Source organism: uncultured Cyclobacterium sp., from assembly GCF_963977555.1.
GTDB lineage: Bacteria > Bacteroidota > Bacteroidia > Cytophagales > Cyclobacteriaceae > Cyclobacterium.
Genome location: NZ_CAXBPD010000010.1, coordinates 103496 through 129945 on the forward strand (window position 1 = coordinate 103496; position 26450 = coordinate 129945).

The following is a 26450-nucleotide window of genomic DNA, read 5'->3' on the forward strand; positions in this document are numbered from 1 at the left end:
GTTTTAAAAACCCAATCTTATACCCATAGTGAGTGATTTGGGAATAGGATAACTGTAGTGGTCAATCCCCAATTGGGTACCAGCACCTCTTGAATTTACTTCAGGGTCCCACCAGGAATAACCAGTCAAAGTGATAAAATTTTGAGCACTCACATATACCTGAGCACTATTAAGTGATTTTTTAAACAGTAGGGAGGCAGGTACATTGTATGCCAACTGAATATTTTTGAACCTTAGGTAAGATCCATCCTCGATAAACCTATCAGAAACTCTAACGGCCGTATTTCTGCTGATCAGTGGATATTTAGCATCAGTATTTTGAGGTGTCCAGTGATCGTACAAAACATCTTTAGGCATGTTCATACCTTGCCCAAAATCCATTGTACTGGTAATAGAACTTACATTGAAAATATCATTGCCAAAGGATCCTTGTAGGAAAAAACTAAACTCAAAGTTCTTGTAATTCATACTTGAATTTAATCCGTAGATAAAATCTGGGTTAGGATCTCCTATATAGGTTTTATCATTGTCATTGATGATGCCATTGTCATCTTGATCGACGAAATTGATGTTTCCATTTTCATCATAACCATCTTCTTGATAGCCATAAAATTGACCGATAGGCCTTCCTTCTCTTAAAATGGTCACATTATCGCCAACTACCAATACACCTACGTATGCCCCTAAAATATCCTCACCGTTGTGTAAGCTTAAAACCTTGTTCTTGTTAAAGGCCACATTGCCAAAAACATCCCATTTAAAGTCACCAGTCAAAACTTTGGCATCCAAGCTAAACTCCACTCCTTTGTTTTGAACCTTTCCAACGTTTTGTATAGTTGTCGTAAAGCCAAGGGAACTTGGAAGTCTCACCGTATTAAGCAAGTCTCGGGTGTTTTTAAGGTAATAATCTGCATTGAATAAAATTCTATCCTCCAGAAAACCAAAGTCCAACCCAAAATCAATTTGTTCTGTAGTTTCCCATTTCAAATTGCCAGGAAGTACTGTACTTGGTGCAAAAGTGTTGTACAGAGTATTTTGAAAGACTGTATTTCCAGGACTTAGTTGGCTTAAGGTAGCATAAGGAGAAATTGCCTGACTGCCCGTAAGTCCCCAACTTGTTCTAACTTTCAAATCTGAAAGCCAGCTACTGTTTTCAACAAATGATTCTTTGAATACCCTATAGGCAAAGGCTCCTGAGGGGAAGAAACCCCATTTGTTGCCTGGACTATACTTGGAAGAGCCATCAGTCCTAAAACTAGCAGTAAATAAAAATCGATCGTCAAAGGTATAATTAACCCTACTCAAATAAGAAATCAATACAGAATTTGAATATCCGCTGCTTGGTATACCAGGCGTCCCTGCAGCTTGAATGCTATACGTTTCAAACGCATCACTTAAGAATCCTACGCCACTTCCACTAAGATAAGTATCCGTAAAATCTTGATAGGTAAACCCTAGAAGAGCGTTTAATTGATGCTTACTCGCGATAGTTTTATCATAGGTAAGGGTGTTTTCACTCAGTAGACTTCTAAACTGTCCTGTACTCACACTTGCTCTACCAGCAGAATTAAAGAAATTTCTAGTTGTGTAGGCATCTGTTCTGTCATCTCTGTTTTCTATACCTCCTGAAATTTTCAAAGTCAGGTCTGGAATAGGTTTGTAAACGAATGCCATATTAGTCAAGACAACATTGGCCTTAACAATACTCATTTGTTCGTTGATAAAATTCAACGGATTCACTATGTCAGGAGCAATAAAAGGGTACTCATTGCCCAAAACATTGTAACTGCCATCTTCATTGTAAGGTTGAGAGATAGGTGCTGCAGACAAGGCTGCTCCGATCATTGAATTTCCACGTGAACCTCCACCGCTGTCCCTCCTTTCGGTTTTTAAATGTGTTAGGTTAGTATTGAAAAGTAAGGTGATCTTATCGCTTATTGTATGATTGATATTTGCTCTAAGAGAGTACCTGTCGTAATCACTTCCTTTTATAATTCCATCCTGACCAAAAAAGCTTCCAGAAATGGAATATTTGGTTTTGGCGGTTCCCCCGCTGACATTCAAAGAAGTAGACAATATTGGCGCATCAGTAAAAATCAAATTTTGCCAATCAAATCCCTGGCCAAATCCAGCTACTTCCTGATCTGTAAAGTACAAAGGAATATTGTCATTGGCCGCCTGAATGTTCTGGATCTCAGCATATTCGCTCCCATTCATTAAATCCAAGGTTTTTCGAATGGATTGCATGCTATAACTTGTTTCAAAATCCACTTTGGAAGTACCTTCTTTTCCTTGTTTGGTGGTAATCAATACGACTCCATTGGCTCCTCTGGAACCATAAATAGCGGTAGCAGAAGCATCTTTTAACACTTCAATACTTTCTATATCAAAGTTATTCAAGTTGGTAGGATTTCCTGAAAAAGGGAATCCATCCACCACATAGAGAGGTTCATTGCCTCCTTGGATGGAATTCGTACCACGAATCCTAACACTTATCCCTGCTCCCGGAGCACCACTGTTCTGAATGATCTGTACCCCTGCAGCTCTACCAGATATGGCTTGCATCACGTTGGATGTTGGGAAGGCATTGATTTCATCTGATTTTACACTGGAGACTGAACCTGTCAAATCACTTTTCTTAACCGTTCCGTAACCTATTACAACGACCTCTTCGAGTGCTGTATCGTCAAGTTCCATGTTAATCCTAAATTGGGTCTGATTGCCAATTTTCAAACTTTTGGATTTATATCCAATAAATGAAACCACCAATGTGGCACCTTCTTCGGCTTGAATAAAGAAATTCCCATCCAAATCCGTTACTGTTCCTTTCGTTGTATTTGCTATGGTAACCGTTGCTCCAGGCATTGGATTGCCATTTTCGTCTAAAACGGTTCCTGTAATGGCCACTTGGTCCACTTTAGTAGTAGAAGTTACCCTTTTAACGTCCGATTTTTTAACATGAATGTTGTCATTCACTTGTTTGAAACTTAAGTCAGTTTGGGAAGCAATGGCTGAGAGTAAGCGGTAAAGGCTTTCCCCATTGCTTTCAACACTGATTAATTCGGCATTTTCGATCTCCCTGGCTGCGAAAACGAAATTGTAATCCGTTACCATTTCGAGTCGTTTAAAGGCATCTTTTACCTTCACTTTTTTAAGAGAAAGGTAAATTGGGACTTCTTCAATGCTTTTCACCTGGGCATTGCCATTGAAGGCCATAAGGAAACTCATGCTCAAACACTGAATAGTGAAGGCTATTGTAAATAATTTGGTCATGTAGACAACATGCTTAAGTACGCATTTTTTCATATCTTTACATTGTTTGTTTAGGCTATTCGGTTAAATAAACATTTCACGGAAAAAGGATTGCAGTCTTTTTTCCGATTTCATTAAGAGGTCATAAATGTTAGCGCATCTATGGCCTTTTTTTTACATTTTTAGACTTTACATAGGCATTCTCTATTAGTTGAATTTTAATGTGACTTTATCCTTTTCCAATTGATAGTTAAACCTTGCAGAGTGACTCAATCCCTCGAGAACATTTCTTAAACTCTGGTCATCAAACTTTCCTGATATTTCCAAATCGGCTGAGGGTCGGTTTGTAAAAGCGACTTTAACTCCATACCAATTTTCAAGTACTCTTTTGATCTCAAACATGGAAACCTGGTCAAAAACGATGGTCTTTCTTGTCCATGCCAACAATTTGTCAGGATCAAAAGATACATTTTTAATGCTCTCCTTTCTCAAGTCTATCTGAAGCCCCTCTCCATTTGTGAGGTTAATACTTTGTTCTTCTACTAAATCTATATCTACAGCGACTTTACCTGTCAATAAAGAAATGTCTATAGGCTCGTTTTTATAAGAACTGATAAGAAAAACGGTACCGAGTGCTGTGGTTGTTACCGAACCAGTTTTCACACTGAAGGGTCTGGTTTTATCTTCTGCCACCTCAAAATAGGCTTCTCCATTAAGCTCTAATATGCGCTGATGGCTTTCGAAGTTATTAATGTATTTTAAAGTACTCCCAGAGTTAAGGATTACCTTGGAACCATCTTGTAGTGTAAGATTCGCTTTCACTCCTGGAGGTGCGTAATGTTCAATCATATTCACTTGCTGCTCGACTACCGGAGCTACTTCCTTAGGAAAGTAAATATTGGCTACTATAGCCAGGGAAAACACTATGGCTAAAATCCCTACTAAACGGTAAAATTGGGGAATGATCCTTTTTCCTTCTGCTTTCTTAGCTCTAAAATGAAGGATTGTACTAAGCGCATTTAGCGGGACTGGGCTTCTTTGTATTTCATTTACCGCCGCATTATCAATTGCTTTCTCAATATTGTTCCAAGTATTGTCAATTCTATCGGGTGTAATATTAAATGACTTTCTGGACATGTTTAATACCAACTTCATGGCTAAAGCAATGTCCTCTTCTTTTTTAGGATTTTCATTCAGGTATTTTTCCCAATAGCTTTTCGTTTGGGCGTCAGGTGACAACACCCATTTTTGGAATTCTGGATCCAGTACAAAGTCGGCTATCTTATAATCTCTCTTACACATACCAAAGGGTTTCAATAAAAGGAGACAGAAACCCTTAAAAGTTATCCTTCATTCCAAAAAAAATATTTAATATTTATCATTAACAAATACAATGCTCTGGAAAGGCCCCAAAGGCAAATAAATAATTTTAACCGTCATTACTTGTACAATTCCTTGTATGCCTTTGGGTCCTTGATTGTCTGATTTATTTGACAATGCAATCCTCAAGAATAGTCAGCAAAGAAAACGCTCCATTTTAAAAAGCAGTTAAATTTATTTATTTAGAAAATAAAAAATAAACTGGCTGATTATCAGAAATTTATAAAAATTAATGAAAAAATTTTAAAATATAACGGTTACGTATATGTTTTATTTTACTTTATACTTCAAAACCCATATAGGATATTGATATCAAGTAATTCTATGTGTTTTTTCATCCGAATAAGGTTCAATATCTTACAATGATGATCAACTAAAAGCATAACCCAAAAATGCCTGCAAAGAGAATTTCTCCGGTTTACTTAACCAAGGAAGAGCCAAATTCTTCCCTCACCTGTTCATCATTTTCTTCTGAAATTGCGGCTTGGGATGCGTTCAGGCAGGGAAATGAATCCGCTTTCATATTTATTTACGAAAAGTATTTTGAAGTGATGTATGCCTATGGATTCAGCATTGTTGCAGATCCATATTTGGTAAAAGATGCCTTGCAGGACCTATTTGTGGAGCTTAGAGAGAGAAGGGGGAACCTTGGCCAAACGGATGCCATAAAATTCTACCTCTTCAAATGTCTGAAAAGACGGCTCATCAGGGAATTGGCAAAATGGCCAGGCAAAAGGGAATCCCTTGAAGACTTGCCATTAAGTTTCCAGTTCACCCTATCTTATGAAGCGCAACTGATAGACCGTCAATTGAGTGAGGAGAAAATTGCAAAGTTAAATATTGCGGTTTCAGGACTGAGTCCCAGGCAAAGGGAAATTATCTATTACAGTTTCTATGAGGGATTTACTTACAGACAAATTCAGGATATGATGGGGCTCGAAAGTCAGCAAGCCACCAGAAACCTGATGTATAAAGCCATGCAATACCTTAGAAAATGTATTTAGCTAATTTTTATACGTCTGAAATTATCTAAAAGAAAGACTAGGCACTTATTATTTATTATCTGTGAAAACACTGAACAATATTGAAGACTTTTTATGCCACCCGGAGTTTGTCCGGTGGGTAAAGCAGCCTGACAAGGAGCTGGATTCCTATTGGGAGCAGTGGATCAAGGCGAATCCAGAGCTGTTCCCAACCATGCGATTGGCAAGGGAAATGTTGCTGAGAACCTCATTTAATACTCCCCTTTCACCTGTGGGATTTAAGCAGCAGGTGCTTCAGGAAGTACTTAGGCAACGGGAAAAAAAAGCCAAACAACCAGTAGCCGATAAAAAAGAGAAAAAAAAATTCGGATATCGAAATTTTTGGAACGGATTGGGGCAAATGAACAGAGTGGCAGCGATTCTATTATTTTCCTTGGGTATGGGAGGGTTATTTAGTCCCATTAACAAAATGAACTCCTTAGTGGAAGAGGAAATTGAAGAGGCTGCCACGGTGCTTAAGCGTACAGGTGCAGGTGAAAAATTGCAATTGACCTTAGGGGATGGTACCAAGGTATGGTTAAACTCCTCCAGCCAGCTAGAATTTCCGAAAAAATTCTCAAATAATGAACGCTCCCTTCATCTGATTGGAGAAGCTTATTTTGAGGTAAAAAGGGATAGTTTACGGCCTTTTAAAGTGAATACTGATGGGCTGATGACTACCGTTTTAGGCACTAGTTTCAACATTAACACTAAAGTCCTTGGAAAAATCAAGGTTTCACTTGTGAGTGGGAAGGTTGAGGTTTCCTCTTCCGAAACTAACACACCATTGTTACCAGGTGAAATGCTGGATTACGATGGTTTGAAAGAAACCCATACTATTGGAGCATTTGATGTTGCCAAAGTATTGGCATGGAAAGAGGGAGTTTTACGATTCCAAAAATCCACATTACCTCAAGTAAAGGCAGCGCTGGAAGAATGGTTCGGGGTCAAAATCAAGTTACAAAATGCCAATGGAGTGACCTGGGAGTTTTCTGGGACTTACCCTCAGCAAACACTTGAGGAGGTACTGGAAAGCATGTCCTATATCAAGGGCTTTGATTACCGAATTAATGGCAAAGAAGCAATCATAAAATTCTGATCATATGAAACATCCAGATACTTCATAAAAAAGCCATAGAAGAGCAAGCTCCTCTATGGCAACAAAAACAACCTGTCCACGGCAATCATTGGGGAATGCACCGTGTCAGGCTAGGCTTATCAAAATCGATTATTCAATAAACCAAGGTAAAATTATGAAAAATAAATTACTAAAGACAATCATTATGTTGTCCAAATGCTTTCTTTATGGTTTCGTATTGCAGACCCTTCTGCTAAATTTTGTCCTGGCCCTGAATGCAAAGGGGCAATACAAAACTATAGAAGAGGTTAGGGTTAATTTAACGGCAGATCAATTGACTCTTGACCGGTTTTTCAAGGAGGTGCAGCGGCAGACCCCTTTCAAGTTTTCCTTTGAAAACAGGGATATGGAAAGGAGATCGGAGATCAGCTTTACTCAAAAGGAAGGGACAGTAATTGACTTTTTAAGGGAAGTATCTCTTCAGACGGATCTTTCGTTCCGACAGGTCAACCATGGAATAGATGTATTGAAGAGAGAAGGCATAGAGAAAGCCATCATTTCCGCTCCCGAGGCCATTACCATCAGCGGCAAAGTGACTGATGAAAATGGAGCCCCTATACCAGGGGTGACAGTCTCCGTTCCAGGCACCTCAATAGGCACTGCCACAGACCTTGAAGGAAGATATTCATTTTCGGTTCCGGAAGGCTCAACCTTAGTTTTTTCATTTATTGGTTTCGAGACCCAGCGCGTTGTTGTTGGAACTCAAAATATAATTGATGTCATCTTAAGCGAAGATATGGCTTCTTTGGATGAGGTAATTGTAGTGGGGTATGGTTCAGTCAAAAAAAGTGATTTGACAGGATCAATTGCTTCAATAAAATCCGAAGACATCAAAGGTTTGCCTGTAAGATCAATTGCTGAATCCATTCAGGGAAGGGTTGCAGGCGTAATGGTTAATAAAAGCAGCGGGAGGCCAGGTTCTGGATCTGAGATTATAATAAGAGGTGTTGGTTCTATAAATGGTTTGAGCCCTCTTTTTGTTGTGGATGGCGTTATTTCAGGAAACTCACCAACCTTTAATCCTCGTGACGTTGAATCCATTGAAATCATTAAGGATGCTAGCGCAGCAGCAATTTATGGTGCACAGGCTGCTGGTGGGGTGGTATTGGTAACCACAAAAAGAGGGTCATTTGGTCAGAAGAATACCATCAATTTCACATCAAATACTGGTGTAAGACGAATAAGCAATTCTTATAAGATGTTAGAAACTGATGACTACGTGCGGGCACGGAATGGAATTGGAGATGACTACGATTTATGGGATGATACAGACCTTCCAAACACCAATTGGTTTGATGAATTATTTGAAACCGGAATTGAACAATCCTACCTACTTTCATTTAGTGGGGGCAGTGAAAAAATAAAATACTACCTGTCAAGTGGTTATGAAAAAGAAGAAGGCATACAAAAAGGCAACTATTGGGAGCGATATTCAATTAGGTTAAATGCGGATTATGCAGTTTCCAAAAACATCACTCTTGGACATCAACTGTATTTGGCTAAAATGCAACAAGATCCTTATACCATGGAATTACCATGGAGAACTTTACCTTATATGGATGTATACAATGATGATGGCACCTTCGCCGCTGTACCTCCTGTAGTTGAATTCTCAGGAGGAAATCCTATTGCTGAACTAGGATATCGACATTATAAAAGCCGGGATTTGTCCGTTAATAGTATTTTTTATTTGAATTGGGAAATTACTCCTGGCTTAAATTTTAGAACGACAGGTTCGGGTTCGTTTGGTTCTGGATATGACGACAATTTTAGTGAAGCAAACCTTCTGAGAAGAGCCCAAACAAATGAAAACTACAGTAAGTCTTTGAATTATTCTGAGTCCTATATATTGAATTCCACATTGACTTATGAGCGTGTATTTGGTGAAAAACACGACTTTAAAATAATGGGTGGATACGAAGTCAGAAACGCTCATGGTGCCAGTCTAAGTTCACAAGCAACAGGATTTCCGGTAAGGGTAGCAGAGTCTTTTTCGCTATCAACCAATAACAACAAGACAGCAAGTGGGGGACTATCCTATGGCAGTTTTTTATCTCAATTTGGAAGGTTAAATTATATCTATGACAGTAAGTATATTTTAACTGCAAATGTCAGGAGAGATGGGTCCCCAAAGTTTGGACCACAAAACAGGTGGGGTGTGTTTCCATCGGTGTCAGCAGGATGGAAAATAAATGAGGAGAGCTTCTTTAATACAGGTTTCTTTGACCTATTAAAGCCACGAATTAGCTGGGGTATACTCGGCAATGACAGTGCGCTAGGAAACTTCTTGTATCAACCATCTTATCAGCAAGTAACCATGCATAGTTTTGATGAAGTAAGCAGTATTGGAGGTTTTAATTCCATAAGAGTTGTAAATGAAAATATAAAATGGGAAGAGATTCATTCGACTGATATCGGTATTGACATTGCCATCTTGGATGGTAAAGTTACATTCAATGCTGATTACTACTGGAGGAATACTAAGGATATGATCTATAATTTATCCATTCCATTGTCTTCAGGAATCGGTGGAGTTAATAGCAATCCTAGTTTGATGCCAGTTAATATTGGAAGTATATTGAACAAAGGATGGGAAATAAGTACCCAATATCGAAATAGCCTTGGTGATTTGAAGTTTTCTGTTGGAGGAAATCTTTCACATAATGAAAATAAGGTACTTGATCTTGGCTTACCAACTGCCTACATATACAGCGGTGGCGCTTGGCCCCTTAGTTCAAATTCCAGGCCTTTCATTACCGAAAATGGTCAACCGGTGGGACAATTATATGGCTTTATTGCAGATGGGATCATCCAAAGCCAAGAGGAGATTGACGGATTGAATCAGATTGCATCCGATTTTGCAGGTCAAACAGCATTCTATAACCACCAGTATACTGGACCCGGAGATCTAAGATTTCGTGATCTTGATGGAGATGGTAGGATTACCGCAGAGGACAGAACAGTAATAGGAAATCCCTGGCCTAAATTCCAATATGGATTTAACCTATACATGGAATGGAAAAGTTTTGATTTGAATGCTACCATAATAGGTATTGCTGGAAGAGATATAATGAACGATGTCAAAGCTTTTGAGCAAAATTTTCAGCAGGACTTTCAATCAACTTATGATATTTTTAATGCATCCTATTTCTTAGGAAATGAATTAACTGATCAACCAAGGTTAGGACTTTTTGACCCTTCAGGATCAGGCGCCTTCATTGAAGATCCTAGTAAAAATTATCGGTATTACTCGACTTATTTGGTAGAGGATGGCTCTTACCTGAAAATTAAAAATATATCGATCGGTTATTTTTTCTCAAAACCAATACTGGATAGGATCGGCCTGGATAACCTAAGAATATATATGTCCGGTCAAAACCTGTTTACTTTCACTAAATTTTCGGGACTTGATCCTGAATTTTCAAATGATGTGAAAAATCATGGACAGTATAATATATCTACTTATCCTCAAACCCAGTTGATATCATTTGGATTAGAATTAGGTATTTAAGTAAAAAATAGATTTTAAAAATATTAAATCAATAAGAAATGAAATATTTTAATAAAAGATATTGCTTGCTGGTATTAGTAATTTCTTGCTCAATGTTCGGATGTCAGGATTACCTGGAATTAGAAGACAACACGTCAATTTCCGCAGGTTCTTTTCCAACTACACTCGAGCATGTTGATCTATTAGTAGCATCAACTTATGGTGTTCAGCATGATTGGGGTTTCTTAGGCCACTATTGGCATGGATATGGCATTTATTGTTTCGATCATACGGTAGATTTTCAATGGAAAGGGACCGAGAGCTGGATCGGAATGAGTATTGGAATGGCAGAGTTAGGTGATTCCAAAATGGTCAACGAATGGAGGGACTTATATCGCGGGATTTATTATTCTAATAGTGCTTTGGAAGGGATAAATAGCTATCGCAGCATTGCTCCAGAATCAGAACTCAAGCGGTTAGACCAGTATGAAGGAGAAGCCTTGTTCATGAGGGGATTCTATTTGTGGCACCTTCAAGTATTTTATGGACAACCTAATTTGGATGGAATGGGCGTACCTGTGATAACAGAAGTGCCTGGTTCTTTAGAATCAATGTCTGTTGGAAGGTCTTCAACTATGGAAACCTATCAAGCCATGATTGAGGATTTCAAGAATGCCTCCTTGCTTTTAGAAGGTCAACTAGATAATCATCGAGCTACAGAATGGTCTGCCAAAGCTGCCTTGGCCAAGGTTTATTTATTTGCAGAAATGTATGATAATGCAAAGGTTGTCCTTGAAGACTGTATCAACAATAGCGGAAAATCCCTTGTCTCTTTCGATCATTACAAGAATATGTTCAACGGTGATACTCAGTATGAATACAATTCTGAATCATTTTATGAAGTTGGTAACCGCGCTGAACCGGAAAAGACAAATAATAATGGTTCAAGACAACAAAATACCGGCTCATCTGCGACCATTCTCTATACTCCATTTTATATAGATAATAATAATGAAAGGAGTGCTATGGGATATAGTAATCAGTATACTCATGACATGAATATAAAGCGATTTGGTTATAACGATCCAGCTCCATTGACGCAAATTGAAGAAGTTAATGGAGAGTGGAAACTTTTAGACAGTTACGTCTCCCAACAGATGGAGCGAAGAGCCAATGCAGGTAATGAGACCGATGGACCTGACCCACGCCTTTACGTTTCCACTTTGCAACCATTCTTTGATTCGGTTACTGTCGCAGGTGTGGAATATCCCGTAGCTCAAGCAGAATTCGGAAAATGGTGGCAAATGTCCCCTACTACGGGGATTGATCCAAACACTTTCTACGGGTGGCCACTGAAGAAAAATCAATTTCTTGGAGGTACAATTTGGGAAACCAGGGCGGTTGCAGGAGCGAACTTCTATTTTATCCGATTACCGGATATTTATTTGATGTATGCTGAGGTGATAAAGGATTCAAACCCTACCCTTGCTTTGGAATATGTTAATAAAGTTCATAGGAGAGCTTATGGTTATGATCCTGATACTCCTTCCCCTGTTGATTATGCAACTTTAACTGACGATACTAAGGCGCCATCAGGTGATCATTTGTCAAATGATCCACTATTGTATGAGAGGTGGGCTGAGTTTTTTGGAGAAGCAAAATGGTGGGAAGATATCCGTCGATTACGACTTGGAGATGAGGAATCTGTTTATTATAAAACAGTTGCCTCTGGACGGCAGATTGTATGGAGAGATGAACATTATGCCATGCCACTTCCTCCTTTGGAGTTTGAATCTAACACCAGTGGTGAATTAATACAAAATCCTGGGTATTAAAAGTTTCAATTTCCTTCGCTTAAAACACTGTGGATGTTGAGTGCAGGCCACCTGGCCTATGTGCAAGCATAGGCTCTAAATAACCTCTTTGCTGGACCATTTACTCTTATTAATACAACGGAGGCCCAGGATTGCCTGATGCTGAAATGGATCAACCCCTAAAGCGCCAAGTCGGAGATTTAATAATATGACATTTGAATATTGGAATAGGAAAAATTTTCAAATGTTTTGGTCCACGGCAAATTTTGAACTTTGAATTCAGGTGGTAGACTAATGAAAATTTTCTTCGTAAGCCTTAGTGGCTTGAAATTGCAAATTACATCCAGTGGTTAATTAAAAATACCGGACCATTGTCCGGTATTTTTATCATTTAGGGTTAATTCAATATTACAAAATCCTTTATTTTAAATCGCTCCCTGGTATGGGTTTTGGGAATTCCCTCATCGGGCTGTACCTGATATAGGTGTCAAAAAGTTCCTTATCAGGGCCTACCACCCTAGGGTCATTCGATGCCTTTAATTCATTCAATAAAGCCGCTTGCATTTCCTCTTTTACAGAAGCATATTGCGCATCATTTACCAGATTGTTTAAACAATAAGGATCTTTATTGATGTCAAAGAACTGCACTTCAGGAATTTTCTCGAAGGCAGCATCAAAAAATGGTTTTATAGCAGGATCTTGGTAATTTTCTATGATAAAAGACTTGGTAGGAGATTCATCCACATCTGTAAATGCCCAGTCTGAATGACTGATACCCTCCTCATCAATGCCATACATCGGCAACAATTCACTTTCATCCTCTGGATTAATCCGCTGAGGAGCTCCCGCTGGCCAGCGATCTGGTTTCATGTTCCATACCAATAAATAGTCTTCACTCCTAATAGAACGTTGCGGATAACCCCAGTTTAGATACCTGGAAGCGGAATGCCTTTCTCTTCCTGAAAAGGCATACTTTTTAGAAGGGTCAATTGTTCCTTGCTTGTCAGACTCCAATAATGGCCTTATGCTTTTGCCTGTAATAGGCATCATCCCATCTTCACTTGTTTGGGTTAGGTCAAGGATGGTAGGAGCAAGATCTACAAATCCTACAGGGTCATTCACAATTCTACCTCCTGGGAAATCTTTAGGATACCTTACTGCAAACGGAACATGGATGCCATAATCATAACTATTCGCCTTGGCCCTTGGAAAAGGCATTCCATTGTCAGCGGTGACTATAATAATAGTATTTTCTAGTTCTCCAATTTTCTCCAGATAGTTGATCATGGAATCTAAATGGCGATCATACCATTCAATTTCCACAGCATAATCCAACATATCACCACGGACAATGTCATTGTCCGGAAAAAATGCTGGAACTTCTACATCAGACAATTTTTTATCGGTTCTTTTCCAGGAATCTTTTTCATAGGCACGATGCGGTTCTGTTGCTCCAAACCAAAAGAAAAATGGCTTTTCTTCTTTTACATTTTCCATGAAAAACTTAAAGTTCTCAAAATAATTTAGGTTGCTGATTTTATCTCCAGGCCTGATATCTGCCGGACCATCTTCATACCTGATATTGCTGTATTCAATTCCAGCAGCATCCGTTGCTCTCCATAATGAATCATTTTCATCCCTTGCGTATCTAAAAGGCGACACTCCTTTACCAGTTCTACCGGTTTTATATCCATTGGCTTCAAGTAAATCTACAAAAGGTACATGCTTTTTTAGCCATGGGGCTGCATGCTGACCTGAAGATTCGTTTTGCCAGTGGTACCTACCTGTAATAATGCTACTTCTGGAAGGTGCACATCCCGGAGAACCAGCCATGGCATTGGTGAAGTACACTCCCTCTTTTGCTATCCTATCAAAAGCCGGTGTATTGATAAATTTACTACCTTCAAAACTTGTGTGATAAAAGGACTGGTCATCACTGATCACAAACAAAATATTAGGCGGTTTGTTACTCGTTTCTTCCGTTTTAGTTCCACAACTAGAAATCACTAGGATAAATAGAATGCCAAAGATCCAGCTTTGGTGTCTCTTGCTTTTGGATTGCTGGTCCTTTGAAAGGACCAGCAATTTATTTTTCTTTTCCATACTTTTTATATGTTTATTCTGTCCCATAGCCTGGGTTTTGGACCAATACAGCGCCTATATTTCTTTCTATTTCTGAATAAGGTATTGGCAAAAGGTTATGATAAGGTTGCACATCCACGCCATGATTCGTTACATCAGGTCTTCCATCACAATATTTATTGGTTCGCTCATACAACATTCCCAACCGATTTAAAGTAAGTCTGCGTTTCTCCTCTACGCCAAGTTCCCGCATACGCTCGTCCAAAATATAATCAATGTCTACCTCTGCAGGTGACACCAACTTGGCATTGGCACGTGTGCGCACAACGTTAATATCATTGGCGGCTTCGGCAACTTGGTTATTGCCAAGATAAGCTTCAGCACGTAATAAGTAAGTCTCTGCCAATCGAATATGGTACTGATCGCTATACGTAGTACCGGCTGTTGACGAATTTAACGTTTTTAATTCAGGATCAACGTACAATTCAGCAGGGTGCTGACCGGGAGTGGTCACTTTTGACTGATAAGGGTAGAAATACCTTATGGTATCATCAAGGCTTTGGCGAAATAAATCCATATGATCAGATATTCTCTGTCCATACCATTCTGATGCTGGATTGTTAAACAATACATCTCTTACAAAATTGTATTCTGAGTTACGCATGTCATCCCAATCGTAATCCCATATACCATAGTTGAAGTGATTTGTTCCTCTAAATCTTCCTATCCCTCTACCACCAGTATAATCTGAAACGCCAACAGGTAAAAATGGAGATACTCCTGAAGGGTCTCTGACAATGAAGCTCCAAGGTCTAGGTGCATGGTCTCTTTCCAATTGTGGGCCTTCTTTTGAAGAAGAGGAGATAACACCACCAGGCACATCCACCTCATATTGCCATACCCAAATCCCTTCAGTATTGCCAATCCCCCTATTTTGATTGTACCTTCTAAACAAATCCCAATACACGTCTCCGTCAGCACTTGACAATGATCCAAACCTTTCAGTCATTAAGGCGGTATTAGGGTTATCAATTACCAATGAAGCTGCCTGAATAGCATCTGACCATCTTTCTAGAGATAGGTAAACTTCAGCCAAAATATGATAGGCTGCTAAGTTATTAACTTCTCCATCTTGAACTTCAGCAATTCCCGGAAGATTGGTAGCCGCAAACTCCAAATCAGATGCTGCTTGTTGGTAAACTTCTACTCTGCTGGCCCTTACGTAGTCTGTTTTAGGAGAACTTACTTCCTCCAGCTCCAATGGTACTCCTCCATAAAGGTGGGCCAGATTCCGGTAGGAAAGTCCTCTGAATAGTTTGGCCTTGGCCTCGATAGAAGTTTTTTCTTCAGCTGACATCATTGACCCTTCAATTCTACTAAGAATAATATTGGCTCCTGAAATCACTTTATAATAGCGCTGCCAATGAAATTCAGCTACATCACTCGTAGGCAATAGCGTGGCCAAATACGAGCCGAATCTAACATTTAGCTGGTTTGCTCCATTGTAGCCCAAATCGGTACCATATATATAGTCCAAGGGACGGTGCTCCCCATTGGAAAGAATCTCCCTAGATTGGTCATAAAGGGCATATACTGCCGAATTAAAATCAGAATAGGATATATAGGAGTTTTCTGGACTTGCAAAGTCCAGGGGAATTTCCTCGAGAATATTGGATTCATCACATGCTTGAAAACTCAGCAGCAATAAGCTGAAGAATACGAATTTATATTTTATATTTTTCATAAATAAATTAGAATTAAAAACTAACATCCAAACCTAAGGAATACCCTTTCATCACGGGCAATCCAGATTGTTGAAGACCACTACCTGTCTCTGGATCCCATCCTTCCCAACTTGTCCAGGTTGCTAAATTTTTTCCACTTATAAAAAATTTGACACCTTGAAGTCCTAATTTCTCAACTATTAAATCCTTATTTAGACGATAGGAAAGCGATACATCTTGAAGACGTACAAAACTTCTGTCTCCATAATACCTGTACTCTATGCCCGCTTCTTGATCTTGACCTCTGTACCTTGCTGTTGGATTGGACGGAGTCCAATAATCGTAATCCACAAAATAATTGTTTCTCCTGGCATTGTCTGACTGCCCAAAATTTGGGTTATTCAAACCTAAATAACCATTTTTACCCCCTTGGATGGAATTAATGAAAAACCTGAAGGTGAAGTTTTTATAATTGAATTCATTAAGTATTCCGAAGTTATAGGCGGGTTCTTCTCTACCTCTAATAACCCGATCAAGCGCATCCACTACTCCATCCCCGTTTTGATCAATTATTTCGTGTGTTCCTACAAAGAATCCCTGAGGGGCCTCTTCTCCTAGCTGGATTATTCCAGCAGATTCATAATCGTAAATAGAATTGATGGATTCATCAATAAACAAATCACTACCAATTAAATCATCCTCTTGCCCATCACCATCGGCGTCCAGACCTAATAAAGAAACGATTCTATTTCTATTTGAAGCTATATTGAAACTAGCATTCCAATTGAATTCACCTTTCTCCATGACATCCCCCCTTAAAACAAATTCAATTCCTCTATTGGCAATTTCTCCTACATTAGTAGAAATGCTTGAAAATCCAGTAATCTCAGGAATATTAATGTCGTAAAGCAAATCATTGGTAGTGTTTTGGTAATAATCTAAAGTACCAGAAAACCGATCTTGCAATACGGAGAAATCGAAACCAAAATTATACCCTGTAGTAGTTTCCCATGCTAGATTTGAATTGGCCAAGGTGTTTACAGTTTGTCCAAAGACCGTACTCCCTCCATTTCCGAAAACATAGGCTGGATAAATGGATACTCTGGCAAGTGAAGAATACCTACTGGTAAGGTTTCCATTGGTACCATAGGAGCCTCTAAATTTAAGGTAATTTAGGATGGATTCTTCCATAAAACTTTCCTCACTTATCACCCATCCTACACCTAAAGAAGGAAAAATTCCAAATTTATTATTTTTTGAAAAACCCGAAAAACCATCCCTTCTAACAGTTGCTGTCAGCATGTATTTGCTACTGAAATCATAATTAGCTCTTACCGTCTGGTAAACATAACTCTCATCCCAGGCACTGGAGTTTATTAACTGAAGCTGTCCTAAACTTAAGTCATTGTATCCTAAACTAAGATTGGAATAATTGGTCCCATTGGCCTCTGTACTTTCATATTTAAGCTCCCTACGACCTACCACCATTGTCAGGTCCAGGTTGTGGTTGTTATTGAAACTTTTGCGATAAGTTACAATATTATCCAGGGTCCAGTCGTATTTGCTGTAATTCCTTTTAAAGGCCTCACCTGCAGCACCTGCTCCATATACATTGCTTCTGTAATGCCTTCTCCAGTTGTAATTGTTACCGAAGTTAACACGGTATTTTAATCCTTCTATGAAAGGGATTTCTATATCCATATACACATTCGCAAATAAAGTATTGGTCTTATCAAAATCATTGGACAATGGGCTTAAAAACGGGTTGGCACGAATGGCTCCGTCAGGATTGAGAATCACATTTCCATTCTCATCATAAGGCGTCACCAATGGAGGCATGGTGGTAATTTGGCTTAAAGCAGGAATTTCACCAGAATTGTCAGCAAATGAACCGAATGTTTGAACACCAAATCTAAACCAATCCAATATTTGATGATCCAAATTGATCCTGGCAGTAACCCTTTCATATTGGTCATTCAATATAAAGCCTTCTTGTTTGGTATACCCAGTAGAAATATAATAAGAAGTAGCTTCTGAAGCTCCTCTAACACTTAAATTATGATTGTTGATTAATCCCGTTTGCGTTGCTGCATCCCACCAATCGAAGTTGGTGCCATTTTCGAAACCTGCATATAAAGTAGGTTCAAACAAAGCCGCAACATTGTAGTCGGGGTTCGGTTGCGTATAATCAGGTGCCAAATAAGATTGAGGCCAATCCTGATCCCTGACTTTTTGTAAAAAACCATCCCTATCCAATAATTTCGGCCTATTGGTTGGTGTTTGGGTGGTGACCGTACCCGTATAATTAAAAATAGGCTTTTGCGCTACTTTACCACTTTTTGTGGTGATCATGATCACTCCATTTGCAGCCTGGGCACCAAAAATGGCCATACTGCTTGCATCCTTCAAAACATCAACGGATTCAATGTCTGTAGGATTTAAATCCCCCATACTCCCCGTGAAAATAATTCCATCTACAACAATCAAAACACTTTGATTGCCACTTAGTGTCGTCCTTCCTCTTACTGAAATAGAAGGATTCTCCCCCGCTCTATTGACCTGTCCTACATTTAAGCCTGGAACAGATCCTTGTAGAGATTGGGCAAGGTTAACATTAGGCGACTCTCGAAAAGCCTCAATATCTGCCCTTACCACAGATCCGGTAACATCCCTTTTCTTTTGAGTACCATAGCCTACCACCACCACTTCTTCAAGTGATGTATCGTCCAGTTCCATTAAAATATTGATTTGGGTCTGATTTCCTACTTGAATCCTCTTGGTCGTATAACCAATAAAGGAAACCACTAGTGTAGTTCCTTTTTCTACATCGAGAGAGAAATTTCCATCAATATCAGAAACTGTTCCTTGGGTACTATTTTCAACTGTGATCGTTGCCCCTGGCATAGGATCACCATTCTCATCTGTAATAACCCCAGTTATATTTACGCGTACAGCTTGGGTATTAGCCAAACTTAAGCCAAAAAAGCTTTTAACATTCTCAAGGTTATTTGGAGTCTCTTTAATGAAATCATTCCTCGAATTTGCCAGTAAATCGTTTGTACCGAGAGGTAGAAGAATGAAAAAAAGCGCAAATAGCATGAAGGTATTGTTCAAACCATTTAGTAAGTGTTTTTGCATTTTAGTTACATTATTTTGGGTAGTCAATTAATTAAATCCATTAGCTATTGGAAATTTTTCGCTGCTGTTTTTGTTTTTTAATTTTTCACATAGGCAGGTATTACAGTATTGGGTGAAAGAATTATTCTGTTATTTGTAAAGAAATTGTAGTGATATTTAGCCATTACTCGAAATCAATTAGATCGCTTTGTGATGCTTAAAATAAGGTTCTAGGATTTTGATATGTACGTCATGGAACAAATGAATTTCAATTTATTGTAGTGGATCAAAGAGTAGGTAACACGATCCATTCTTTCAATACCATTAATAGAACTGAAGAACAACTGCAAAAATTAGAACTCCTGAAACGAGGTATTTTTTAAGATTAGCAATGGCTTTCCAGGCAAGGGTATATACTGATCGAAGATTTATACCCATCATTTTTGAAATTTCTTCATAAGAAATTTGCTCAAAAAACAGTAGGTGAATTACCTGTTTTTGTCGCATTGGTAACTTATCCAATCCTTTGGCCAATTTGAATTGCAGGTTCTTTTCCCTTTGAATACCGATCATTTCACTTTCAATGGATTCCACCACCATGGTATTGGCTAATCCATCTTGCCATGGTTCAGTCTTCGCAATGGATTTATGCTTGCTTTCCCTGTAAATTTTATGAGATAAAGCCCTGACAAGGTATGCTTTGACATTTTCAGCTTTTCCTAAAGATTTGTGGTACTTCCATAAATCTATAAAAACTTCCTGAATACAATCTTGAATAAAATCTTCATCCTTTACCAGCCCTAACCCATAATTAAAAAGTGTTTTAATAAATTCTTTGTAAAGTCCTGCTAACCCCTGCCGGTCACCCTGCATCAACAGGTCCCAATAAAAATTGGGTTCCAAGCCTGGACTGTTTTTGCTAATTGGGTTCATTTTGGGTTATTGAAAATAATGTTTTCAATAATAGCCAAAATTAGCTTTTCCTACAAGGATTATTTTGTGTAACGGTTAGTATATAAGTTATTTGGTTAAATCCTGAAAAATTAGTTTTATTTATAAAAATAATACAAAAAAAATTGATCACAAAATCTTTAAAAACCATGTGGTCTAGTTCAAATTATTATGCTTCAACAATAGCCAACTCAACCGGACAGCAATTTGCCCGGTTGAGCTTAAACTTATTATTCTTTTAGGCCTGCAGCATCAAATAAAATTTCGACAGGATGGCTGGCTTTTTTTCCTGTTCCATCTGCTATCTGATGACGACAACTTGTGCCAGGGGCAGCAATTAAATCTTCCTGACCGGCCGCTCTAACCGCTGGAAAAAGAACCATTTCACCAATCTGCATACTTAATTCATAATGCTCCTTTTCGTAACCGAAAGAGCCTGCCATTCCACAACATCCTGAAGGGATGACACTCACTTGGTAGTTTTGCGGTAATTCCAGTATTTTCTTAGAATAATTGACAGAAGACAATGCCTTTTGATGACAATGTCCATGGAGCTTTATTTTCCGGGTTTCTTTGGTAAAACTTTCTGATTTTATATTGCCTGCTATGGCTTCTTTGGCCAAAAACTCATCTACCAACTCACAGTGAAATTTAATAGATTTTGCCTTTTCTTTCAAATTAGCACTTACCAGTCTAGGATATTCATCTCTAAAACTAAGAATAGCTGACGGTTCAATGCCCAACAGCGGACTTTCAGCCGTTAATAATGAAGAGAATATTTCCACATTTTTATCTGCCATTTTTTGGGCATGGTCGAGCAAGCCCTTAGACATTGCTCCTCTCCCACTCTCAACATGGTCTACCATCTTCACTTCATATCCCAGGTGCCGAAGTAACTTTATGGCTTTAATCCCTGTAAGGGTATCATTGTGATTTGTAAATTCATCGCAAAAGAAATAAACGGATTTAATTACTGGTTTACCAGTAAGGTCCGCATAATTTTTCTTGTACCATTTTCGAAGGGATTGAGGACTCAAAGTAGGCAAATGCCTTGCTGGAGCTACCCCAAGCACTTTTTTCATAAGACCACCAGTGACGCCATTGGATAAAAAGAAATTTGTTATGCCTGGAACCATACTACCAAGTTCATTCAAAGAATTAATATAGGTAAATGCTTTGGAACGTAATGGAACTGGATTGGATTTAAAATATTGGTACTGAAACTCAGCTTTGATGGTGGCCATGTCTACATTGGAAGGACATTCTGAAGTACAGCCCTTGCAAGAAAGACAGAGGTCCATGACTTCTTTGATTTCAGGATGGTCAAATGGATTGCTCTTGTCACTTTTGGTTAGGAACTCACGCAAAGTATTTGCTCTACCTCTAGTCGTATCTTTTTCATAGCGAGTAGCTTGATAACTTGGGCACATGGTACCTCCCCCAGAATTAGGTAATTTTCTGCAATCCCCAGAGCCATTGCATTTTTCGGCCATTTGGAGAATTCCTCCTACTTGGCTAAAATCAAATTTGGTGTTATGTTCTCTCTTTGGCAAGTCAGGCTCGTACCTAAGGGAGGAATTCATAGGGGGGGCATCTACTATTTTTCCAGGGTTAAAAATACCTTTTGGATCCCACTTGGCTTTTAATCGTTTAAAAAGCGCGTAATTTTCATCACCTACCATTAATGGGATAAATGCTGCCCTTACCCTGCCATCACCATGCTCACCACTTAATGATCCATTGTATTTTTTAACGAGTTTAGCACTTGCTTCACTGATTTTGTAAAACTCTTCTACGTCTTTGGACTTCTTTAAGTCAAGAATAGGACGTAGGTGAATTTCCCCGGCTCCGGCATGCGCATAATATACCGGCTGCTGACCAAAATCTTTTATAACTTTTGCAAATTCGTCAATATAATCTGCTAAATCATCAATGTCCACCGCCGTATCTTCAATGCAAGCAACGGCCTTTTTATCTCCGGGAATATTGGCCAAAAGGCCTAAACCTGCACTTCTAAGTTCCCAGGCACTACTCGTTCTTTCCGGCCCTATTACTGGATAAGCATACCCCAATCCCGCATTTTTCAAGGCCAATATAAATTGCTGGCCTTGGGCCCTGGCTTCCTCTATGGTTTTTCCTCTAAATTCAACCATCAATATAGCCATGGGATCACCTTCCACAAAGTCCCTGTTTCGACTTTGTTCCACATTTTCTTTGGTACAATCCAGAATGATTTTGTCCATCAATTCCACAGCAGTAGGTTTTTCCTTCATGGCTACCTGCGCCGCTTTCATGCTATCATGGATTGTATCAAAATGGGCCGCAACCACTATATCAAAAGGATCAGGAAGTGGGTCAAGGTGAATCTTTATCTCTGTAGTAATCGCTAGCGTACCTTCAGAACCACACAACAATTTACAAAAATCAAATTGAGCCTCTTTTTCAGAAAATAGCTGAGACTCCAGCAAGTAATCCAAGGCATAACCAGTGTTTCTCCGGTGAATACTTTCCTTAGGAAAGTGTTCTCTGATATTGTTCTGGATTTCAGGTTGACTTAACTCTTCCCGCACATGCCTATAAAGCTCACCTTCCAGACTATCTTCTTTGCATTTAAGCTCAAAATCATCAGGAGTCATGGATTTGAAAACAGTTTCTGACCCATCACTTAACAATACTTTGAGTTCAAGTACATGTTCTCTGGTACTGCCATAAACGATGGAAGTGGTTCCACAACTATTATTCCCAACCATTCCCCCAATCATTGCGCGGGTGGCCGTACTCGTAATTGGACTAAAAAAATAACCGTATTCTTTTAGGTAATTGTTCAACTCATTTCGAACAACTCCCGGTTGAACCCTTACCCAACCTTCTTCTTTATTAAACTCTATAATTTTATTCAAATATTTGGAAACATCCACAACTATTCCATCTCCTACACATTGACCAGCAAGAGAGGTTCCTGCTGTTCTCGGAATCAATGAAAGCCCATTAGAATTGGCGAAATGAATCAGTTTCTTGATGTCGGAATGACTTTTTGGTAAGGCCACTGCTGTAGGTAGCGACCGGTACACTGAAGCATCAGTGGCATACAAAGTTTTCATCAAACTATCGTAGTGCAGCTCACCATCCAATTCAAGCGATAATTGGCTCAAAAGAGGACTGTCTTTGATTGTTTTACTCATGGCCCAAAAATAAAACAGTTAATGCTAGAAAAGAACTAGGAGCAAGAATTTATTCAAGGAAAATGACCTTTGTTAACAATTTGATTTCTAATTTGTGCATTGAAAGGTATTTCTTAATAAAAACCAACAGGATGTTTATCAAAGCACCACTTGATGTGACTCAAATCGCTTTTCTGAAAAAAATTGGAATGCTTCAAGCCAAGGAAGATGTATTAGATTCTTTCAAGGCAGGGGAAGGAAATATGAACGTTACCCTAACTATAAAAACAAATAAACGCACCTTTATTTTAAAACAATCCCGCCCTTTTGTGGCCAAATATCCACATATACCTGCTCCTTTGGAGCGTATTGAAATTGAATACAAATATTACAATGCCATAAACAAGGACAATTTGCTGGCCAACTTTTCTCCAGAAATATTAGGTTTCGAAAAGGATTCTAACCTTTTGGCTTTAGAATTCCTGGACTTGGGAGGTGATTTTTTATGGCTTTACGATGAAAAATCTATCCTTAAAGATGGAGTTGTCGACCTGATGTTGACCTATTTAAAGAGGCTGCATCAATTGCCAGTCCCTGATTTTCCCAGCAATCAGGAAATGAGAAAATTGAATCACCGTCACATTTTTGTATTCCCCTATCTTTCAGACAATGGCTTTGACTTAGATGATGTTCAGGTGGGCTTGCAGGAATTATCCGCCATCGTAAAAAACAATCCTACTTTAATAGAAAAAATACAGCTATTAGGGGAAATATACTTGCGTCCCGGTAAGGTGCTTATCCATGGTGATTTCTATCCTGGAAGCTGGTTTGAAACTGGAAGGGGATTAAAAATCATTGATACTGAATTTTCTTTCCTTGGCGATCCTGAATTTGATTTAGCAATCATGTTGGCGCACTTAAAAATGGCTGGAACTTCGGAAAATGAACTTCAGCGAATCATTAAGAGCTATCCACTCAACAATGCGCTTTTGGCACAGTTTACAGGTGCTGAAATACTGCGCCGACTCTTTGGTTTAGCACAACTGCCCTTATTTTTGTCATTGGTTAAGAAAAAAGAACTGGCAACTTATGCCATAAACTTAATTGTCAATGAAAAAATTTAGCCTTTGGATTGGGGTCTTAATAAGCTGTTTAGTTTGGTCTTGCAAAGAGGAGAAAAAATCTTCAATCGAGCCTAAAAAGACAAACTTAATCATCGCTGAGTTATCCAAATCGGAGCTTTCTGATAAAATTAAAGGGCTATTGGTAGGAAGTGCCATAGGCGATGCCATGGGAGCTCCTACAGAAATGTGGGCAAGAGAAGACATCCAAAAAACTTATGGTTGGATCACAGGCTTGGACTCCATGGTAAGGGAGGTTTCTCCAGAAGGAATTTGGAAAGCCAACCTCCCAGCGGGAGGTACTACAGATGATACCAGGTGGAAATCTTTGTTGGTGGATTATATGGTGGGTGAGAATAGTCTAAAACTTGATGCCCAGTCATTTTCTAAGCACATTATAAAAGACTACGAGCAATATTTCGACGCCATCAAACCTCTGAAACCGGAGCAAACCTTGGCACTTGAGTCTGTTAATCTTAAAGTATTGTGGTTACAAGAATGGTACAAAGTTTCACTTTCTTACCAATCAAATAACCTGCGGGACTATCATAAAGCATTGGGTAAATTTTACGGGGGTGAAATGGTTTGTGCAGGATTACTCTATTCACCTGCTATTGGATTAATGTTCCCCGGACAACCTGAGGAGGCTTACAAGCAGGCATTTGAATTGAGCATTTTTGATTTGGGCTTGGCCAAAGACATTAGTTCCCTTTCAGCAGCAATGACCGCAGCAGCAATGACTGCCAGTGGAGATCAAAATCAGGTTTTGAACGTATTGAGAGAGGTAGATCCTGAAGGCTATTTTTCAAGCCGACTGGTAGGGCGAAGCAGTTATAGGGTTTTAGAACTTGCCCGATCCATTGTATTAGAAGCCAAAGATAGTTCAACAATTGCAAACACTACAAGTGATGGTTCGGTCATTCCCGAAGACAGCATTCTTAGGGCTTATAAACTGCTCGATCAGAAACAACAGGACATGCCATTTCACGCCGCAGAGATACACCTACAGGTATTAACCGCGATGTTGTTCAGTGACTTTAAGTTTACGGAAACCTTGGTTTTTCTTACAAACTATGGAAGGGACAATGATACAACAGCTGCCATAGCTGGGGCAATTTTGGGTGCTTTTCATGGCTATGAAAACCTCCCAAAAGACATGCGCGAGAAAGTCATTGCGGTTAATAAAACGCATTTAGATATCGACCTTGAAAAAATGTCAGATAAACATTTTCAAAACATTCAGTCCCTCTACATATGGCCTGATTGAAATAGTTACAGTATTTAAGTCTATAAAAACCCAAAATAACAACTATGGAAAGCAACGTATTTACCGCTGTATTTTTACCATTAGCACTTGCCTTTATTATGCTAGGCATGGGACTTACCCTAAGCCTTAAAGACTTTAAAAACATTTTCGTTTCTCCCAAAGCCATTGGTCTGGGGCTTTTTTGTCAACTGATTATGTTGCCAATTTTGGGTTTTTTACTTATCCTAGGTTTTGGCCTTAGTGGATCGATGGCTGTAGGGGTTATGATCATAGCCAGTTGTCCCGGTGGCCCTACTTCTAATATGATCACCCATCTTTGCAAAGGAGACACGGCCCTTTCAATCAGCCTCACTGCCCTTAGTTCCGTCATTACTATCGTTACCATACCTTTGTTTATCAATTATTCTATTACCTATTTTGGTGAAGAAGGAAGTGTTGCCCTGCCGGTCTTAGAAACCATAGTACAAATAACCGGTGTAACCTTAATTCCTGTGGCGATTGGCATGTTTCTAAAACATCAATGGCCAACTCTTTCTCTGAAAGCAGATAAGACAGTAAGAATTGCTTCTATCGTTTTCTTTGTGGTAATCGTTGGTGGAGCTTTGTTCAAAGAAAAAGACAATATTGTGGGCTTTTTTGCAGAGGCGGGCCCAGTTACTTTGATCCTAAATGTGCTCACTTTCGGTTTTGCCTTTCTCTTAGCCAAACTCTTCGCATTGCCTTACAAGCAGCAAGTATCAATAAGCATAGAATCAGGAATTCAGAATGGAACCTTGGGCATTATGATTGCGGCCACGCTGCTGCAAAATTCCGCCATGGTAATTCCTGTCGTAATTTACAGCTTGATCATGTTTATTGCCTCCATATTGGTAGTCGTATTTCTCGGCAATAAAGAAAAACCTGCGTTGGTGGGGAATTAAAATAGAGCTAG

At 39.1% G+C, this 26450-nt stretch carries 14 protein-coding genes; 7 read left to right on the forward strand and 7 right to left on the reverse strand.

What is annotated here, in order from left to right:
• Positions 1-3: 3 nt before the first annotated feature.
• Entirely contained in the window at positions 4-3306 is a 3303-nt protein-coding gene (locus AAC073_RS14050; RefSeq protein ID WP_339924414.1) for a TonB-dependent receptor, read from the reverse strand.
• 153 nt (positions 3307-3459) lie between these two features.
• On the reverse strand, positions 3460-4554 hold the full coding sequence (locus AAC073_RS14055) for a FecR domain-containing protein (RefSeq protein WP_339924415.1): 1095 nt from the start codon (positions 4552-4554) through the stop codon (positions 3460-3462).
• A gap of 470 nt (positions 4555-5024) precedes the next feature.
• On the opposite strand from AAC073_RS14055, the gene AAC073_RS14060 reads away from it, so the two are divergent.
• The 4 genes from AAC073_RS14060 to AAC073_RS14075 all read left to right on the forward strand — a co-directional run bounded on the left by AAC073_RS14060 (position 5025) and on the right by AAC073_RS14075 (position 12117).
• Positions 5025-5636, forward strand: coding sequence for a sigma-70 family RNA polymerase sigma factor (locus tag AAC073_RS14060; RefSeq protein ID WP_339924416.1), 612 nt, complete (start codon positions 5025-5027; stop codon positions 5634-5636).
• A gap of 61 nt (positions 5637-5697) precedes the next feature.
• Positions 5698-6753, forward strand: coding sequence for a FecR domain-containing protein (locus AAC073_RS14065; protein WP_339924417.1), 1056 nt, complete (start codon positions 5698-5700; stop codon positions 6751-6753).
• Positions 6754-6907: 154 nt separating this feature from the next.
• Positions 6908-10303: a TonB-dependent receptor gene (locus tag AAC073_RS14070; protein ID WP_339924418.1), complete on the forward strand. Its 3396-nt coding sequence runs from the start codon at positions 6908-6910 to the stop codon at positions 10301-10303.
• Positions 10304-10395: 92 nt separating this feature from the next.
• On the forward strand, positions 10396-12117 hold the full coding sequence (locus tag AAC073_RS14075; protein WP_339924419.1) for a RagB/SusD family nutrient uptake outer membrane protein: 1722 nt from the start codon (positions 10396-10398) through the stop codon (positions 12115-12117).
• Between the two features lie 399 nt (positions 12118-12516).
• Here the strand turns inward: AAC073_RS14075 and AAC073_RS14080 are convergent, their stop codons facing one another.
• From AAC073_RS14080 to AAC073_RS14100, 5 genes are all read right to left on the reverse strand, one after another.
• Positions 12517-14199 (reverse strand): sulfatase, encoded by a 1683-nt coding sequence (locus tag AAC073_RS14080; RefSeq protein ID WP_339924420.1) that lies wholly within the window; start codon positions 14197-14199, stop codon positions 12517-12519.
• A gap of 13 nt (positions 14200-14212) precedes the next feature.
• Entirely contained in the window at positions 14213-15922 is a 1710-nt protein-coding gene (locus tag AAC073_RS14085) for a RagB/SusD family nutrient uptake outer membrane protein (protein ID WP_339924421.1), read from the reverse strand.
• Between the two features lie 13 nt (positions 15923-15935).
• Entirely contained in the window at positions 15936-19040 is a 3105-nt protein-coding gene (locus AAC073_RS14090) for a TonB-dependent receptor (RefSeq protein ID WP_339924422.1), read from the reverse strand.
• 303 nt (positions 19041-19343) lie between these two features.
• Complete coding sequence (locus tag AAC073_RS14095; protein ID WP_339924423.1) at positions 19344-19952, reverse strand: sigma-70 family RNA polymerase sigma factor; 609 nt, start codon at positions 19950-19952, stop codon at positions 19344-19346.
• Positions 19953-20200: 248 nt separating this feature from the next.
• Positions 20201-23152: an FAD-linked oxidase C-terminal domain-containing protein gene (locus tag AAC073_RS14100; RefSeq protein ID WP_339924424.1), complete on the reverse strand. Its 2952-nt coding sequence runs from the start codon at positions 23150-23152 to the stop codon at positions 20201-20203.
• Between the two features lie 131 nt (positions 23153-23283).
• Between AAC073_RS14100 and AAC073_RS14105 the strand changes: the two genes are divergently transcribed.
• Genes AAC073_RS14105 through AAC073_RS14115 form a run of 3 tightly spaced genes read left to right on the forward strand, consistent with a single transcriptional unit; the run spans position 23284 to position 26439 of the window.
• Entirely contained in the window at positions 23284-24255 is a 972-nt protein-coding gene (locus AAC073_RS14105; protein WP_339924425.1) for a phosphotransferase, read from the forward strand.
• Positions 24242-25519 (forward strand): ADP-ribosylglycohydrolase family protein, encoded by a 1278-nt coding sequence (locus AAC073_RS14110; protein ID WP_339924426.1) that lies wholly within the window; start codon positions 24242-24244, stop codon positions 25517-25519. The genes AAC073_RS14105 and AAC073_RS14110 overlap by 14 nt, the downstream gene beginning before the upstream one ends.
• Positions 25520-25563: 44 nt before the next feature.
• Positions 25564-26439, forward strand: coding sequence for a bile acid:sodium symporter family protein (locus tag AAC073_RS14115; protein ID WP_339924427.1), 876 nt, complete (start codon positions 25564-25566; stop codon positions 26437-26439).
• The last annotated feature ends 11 nt before the right edge of the window (positions 26440-26450 follow it).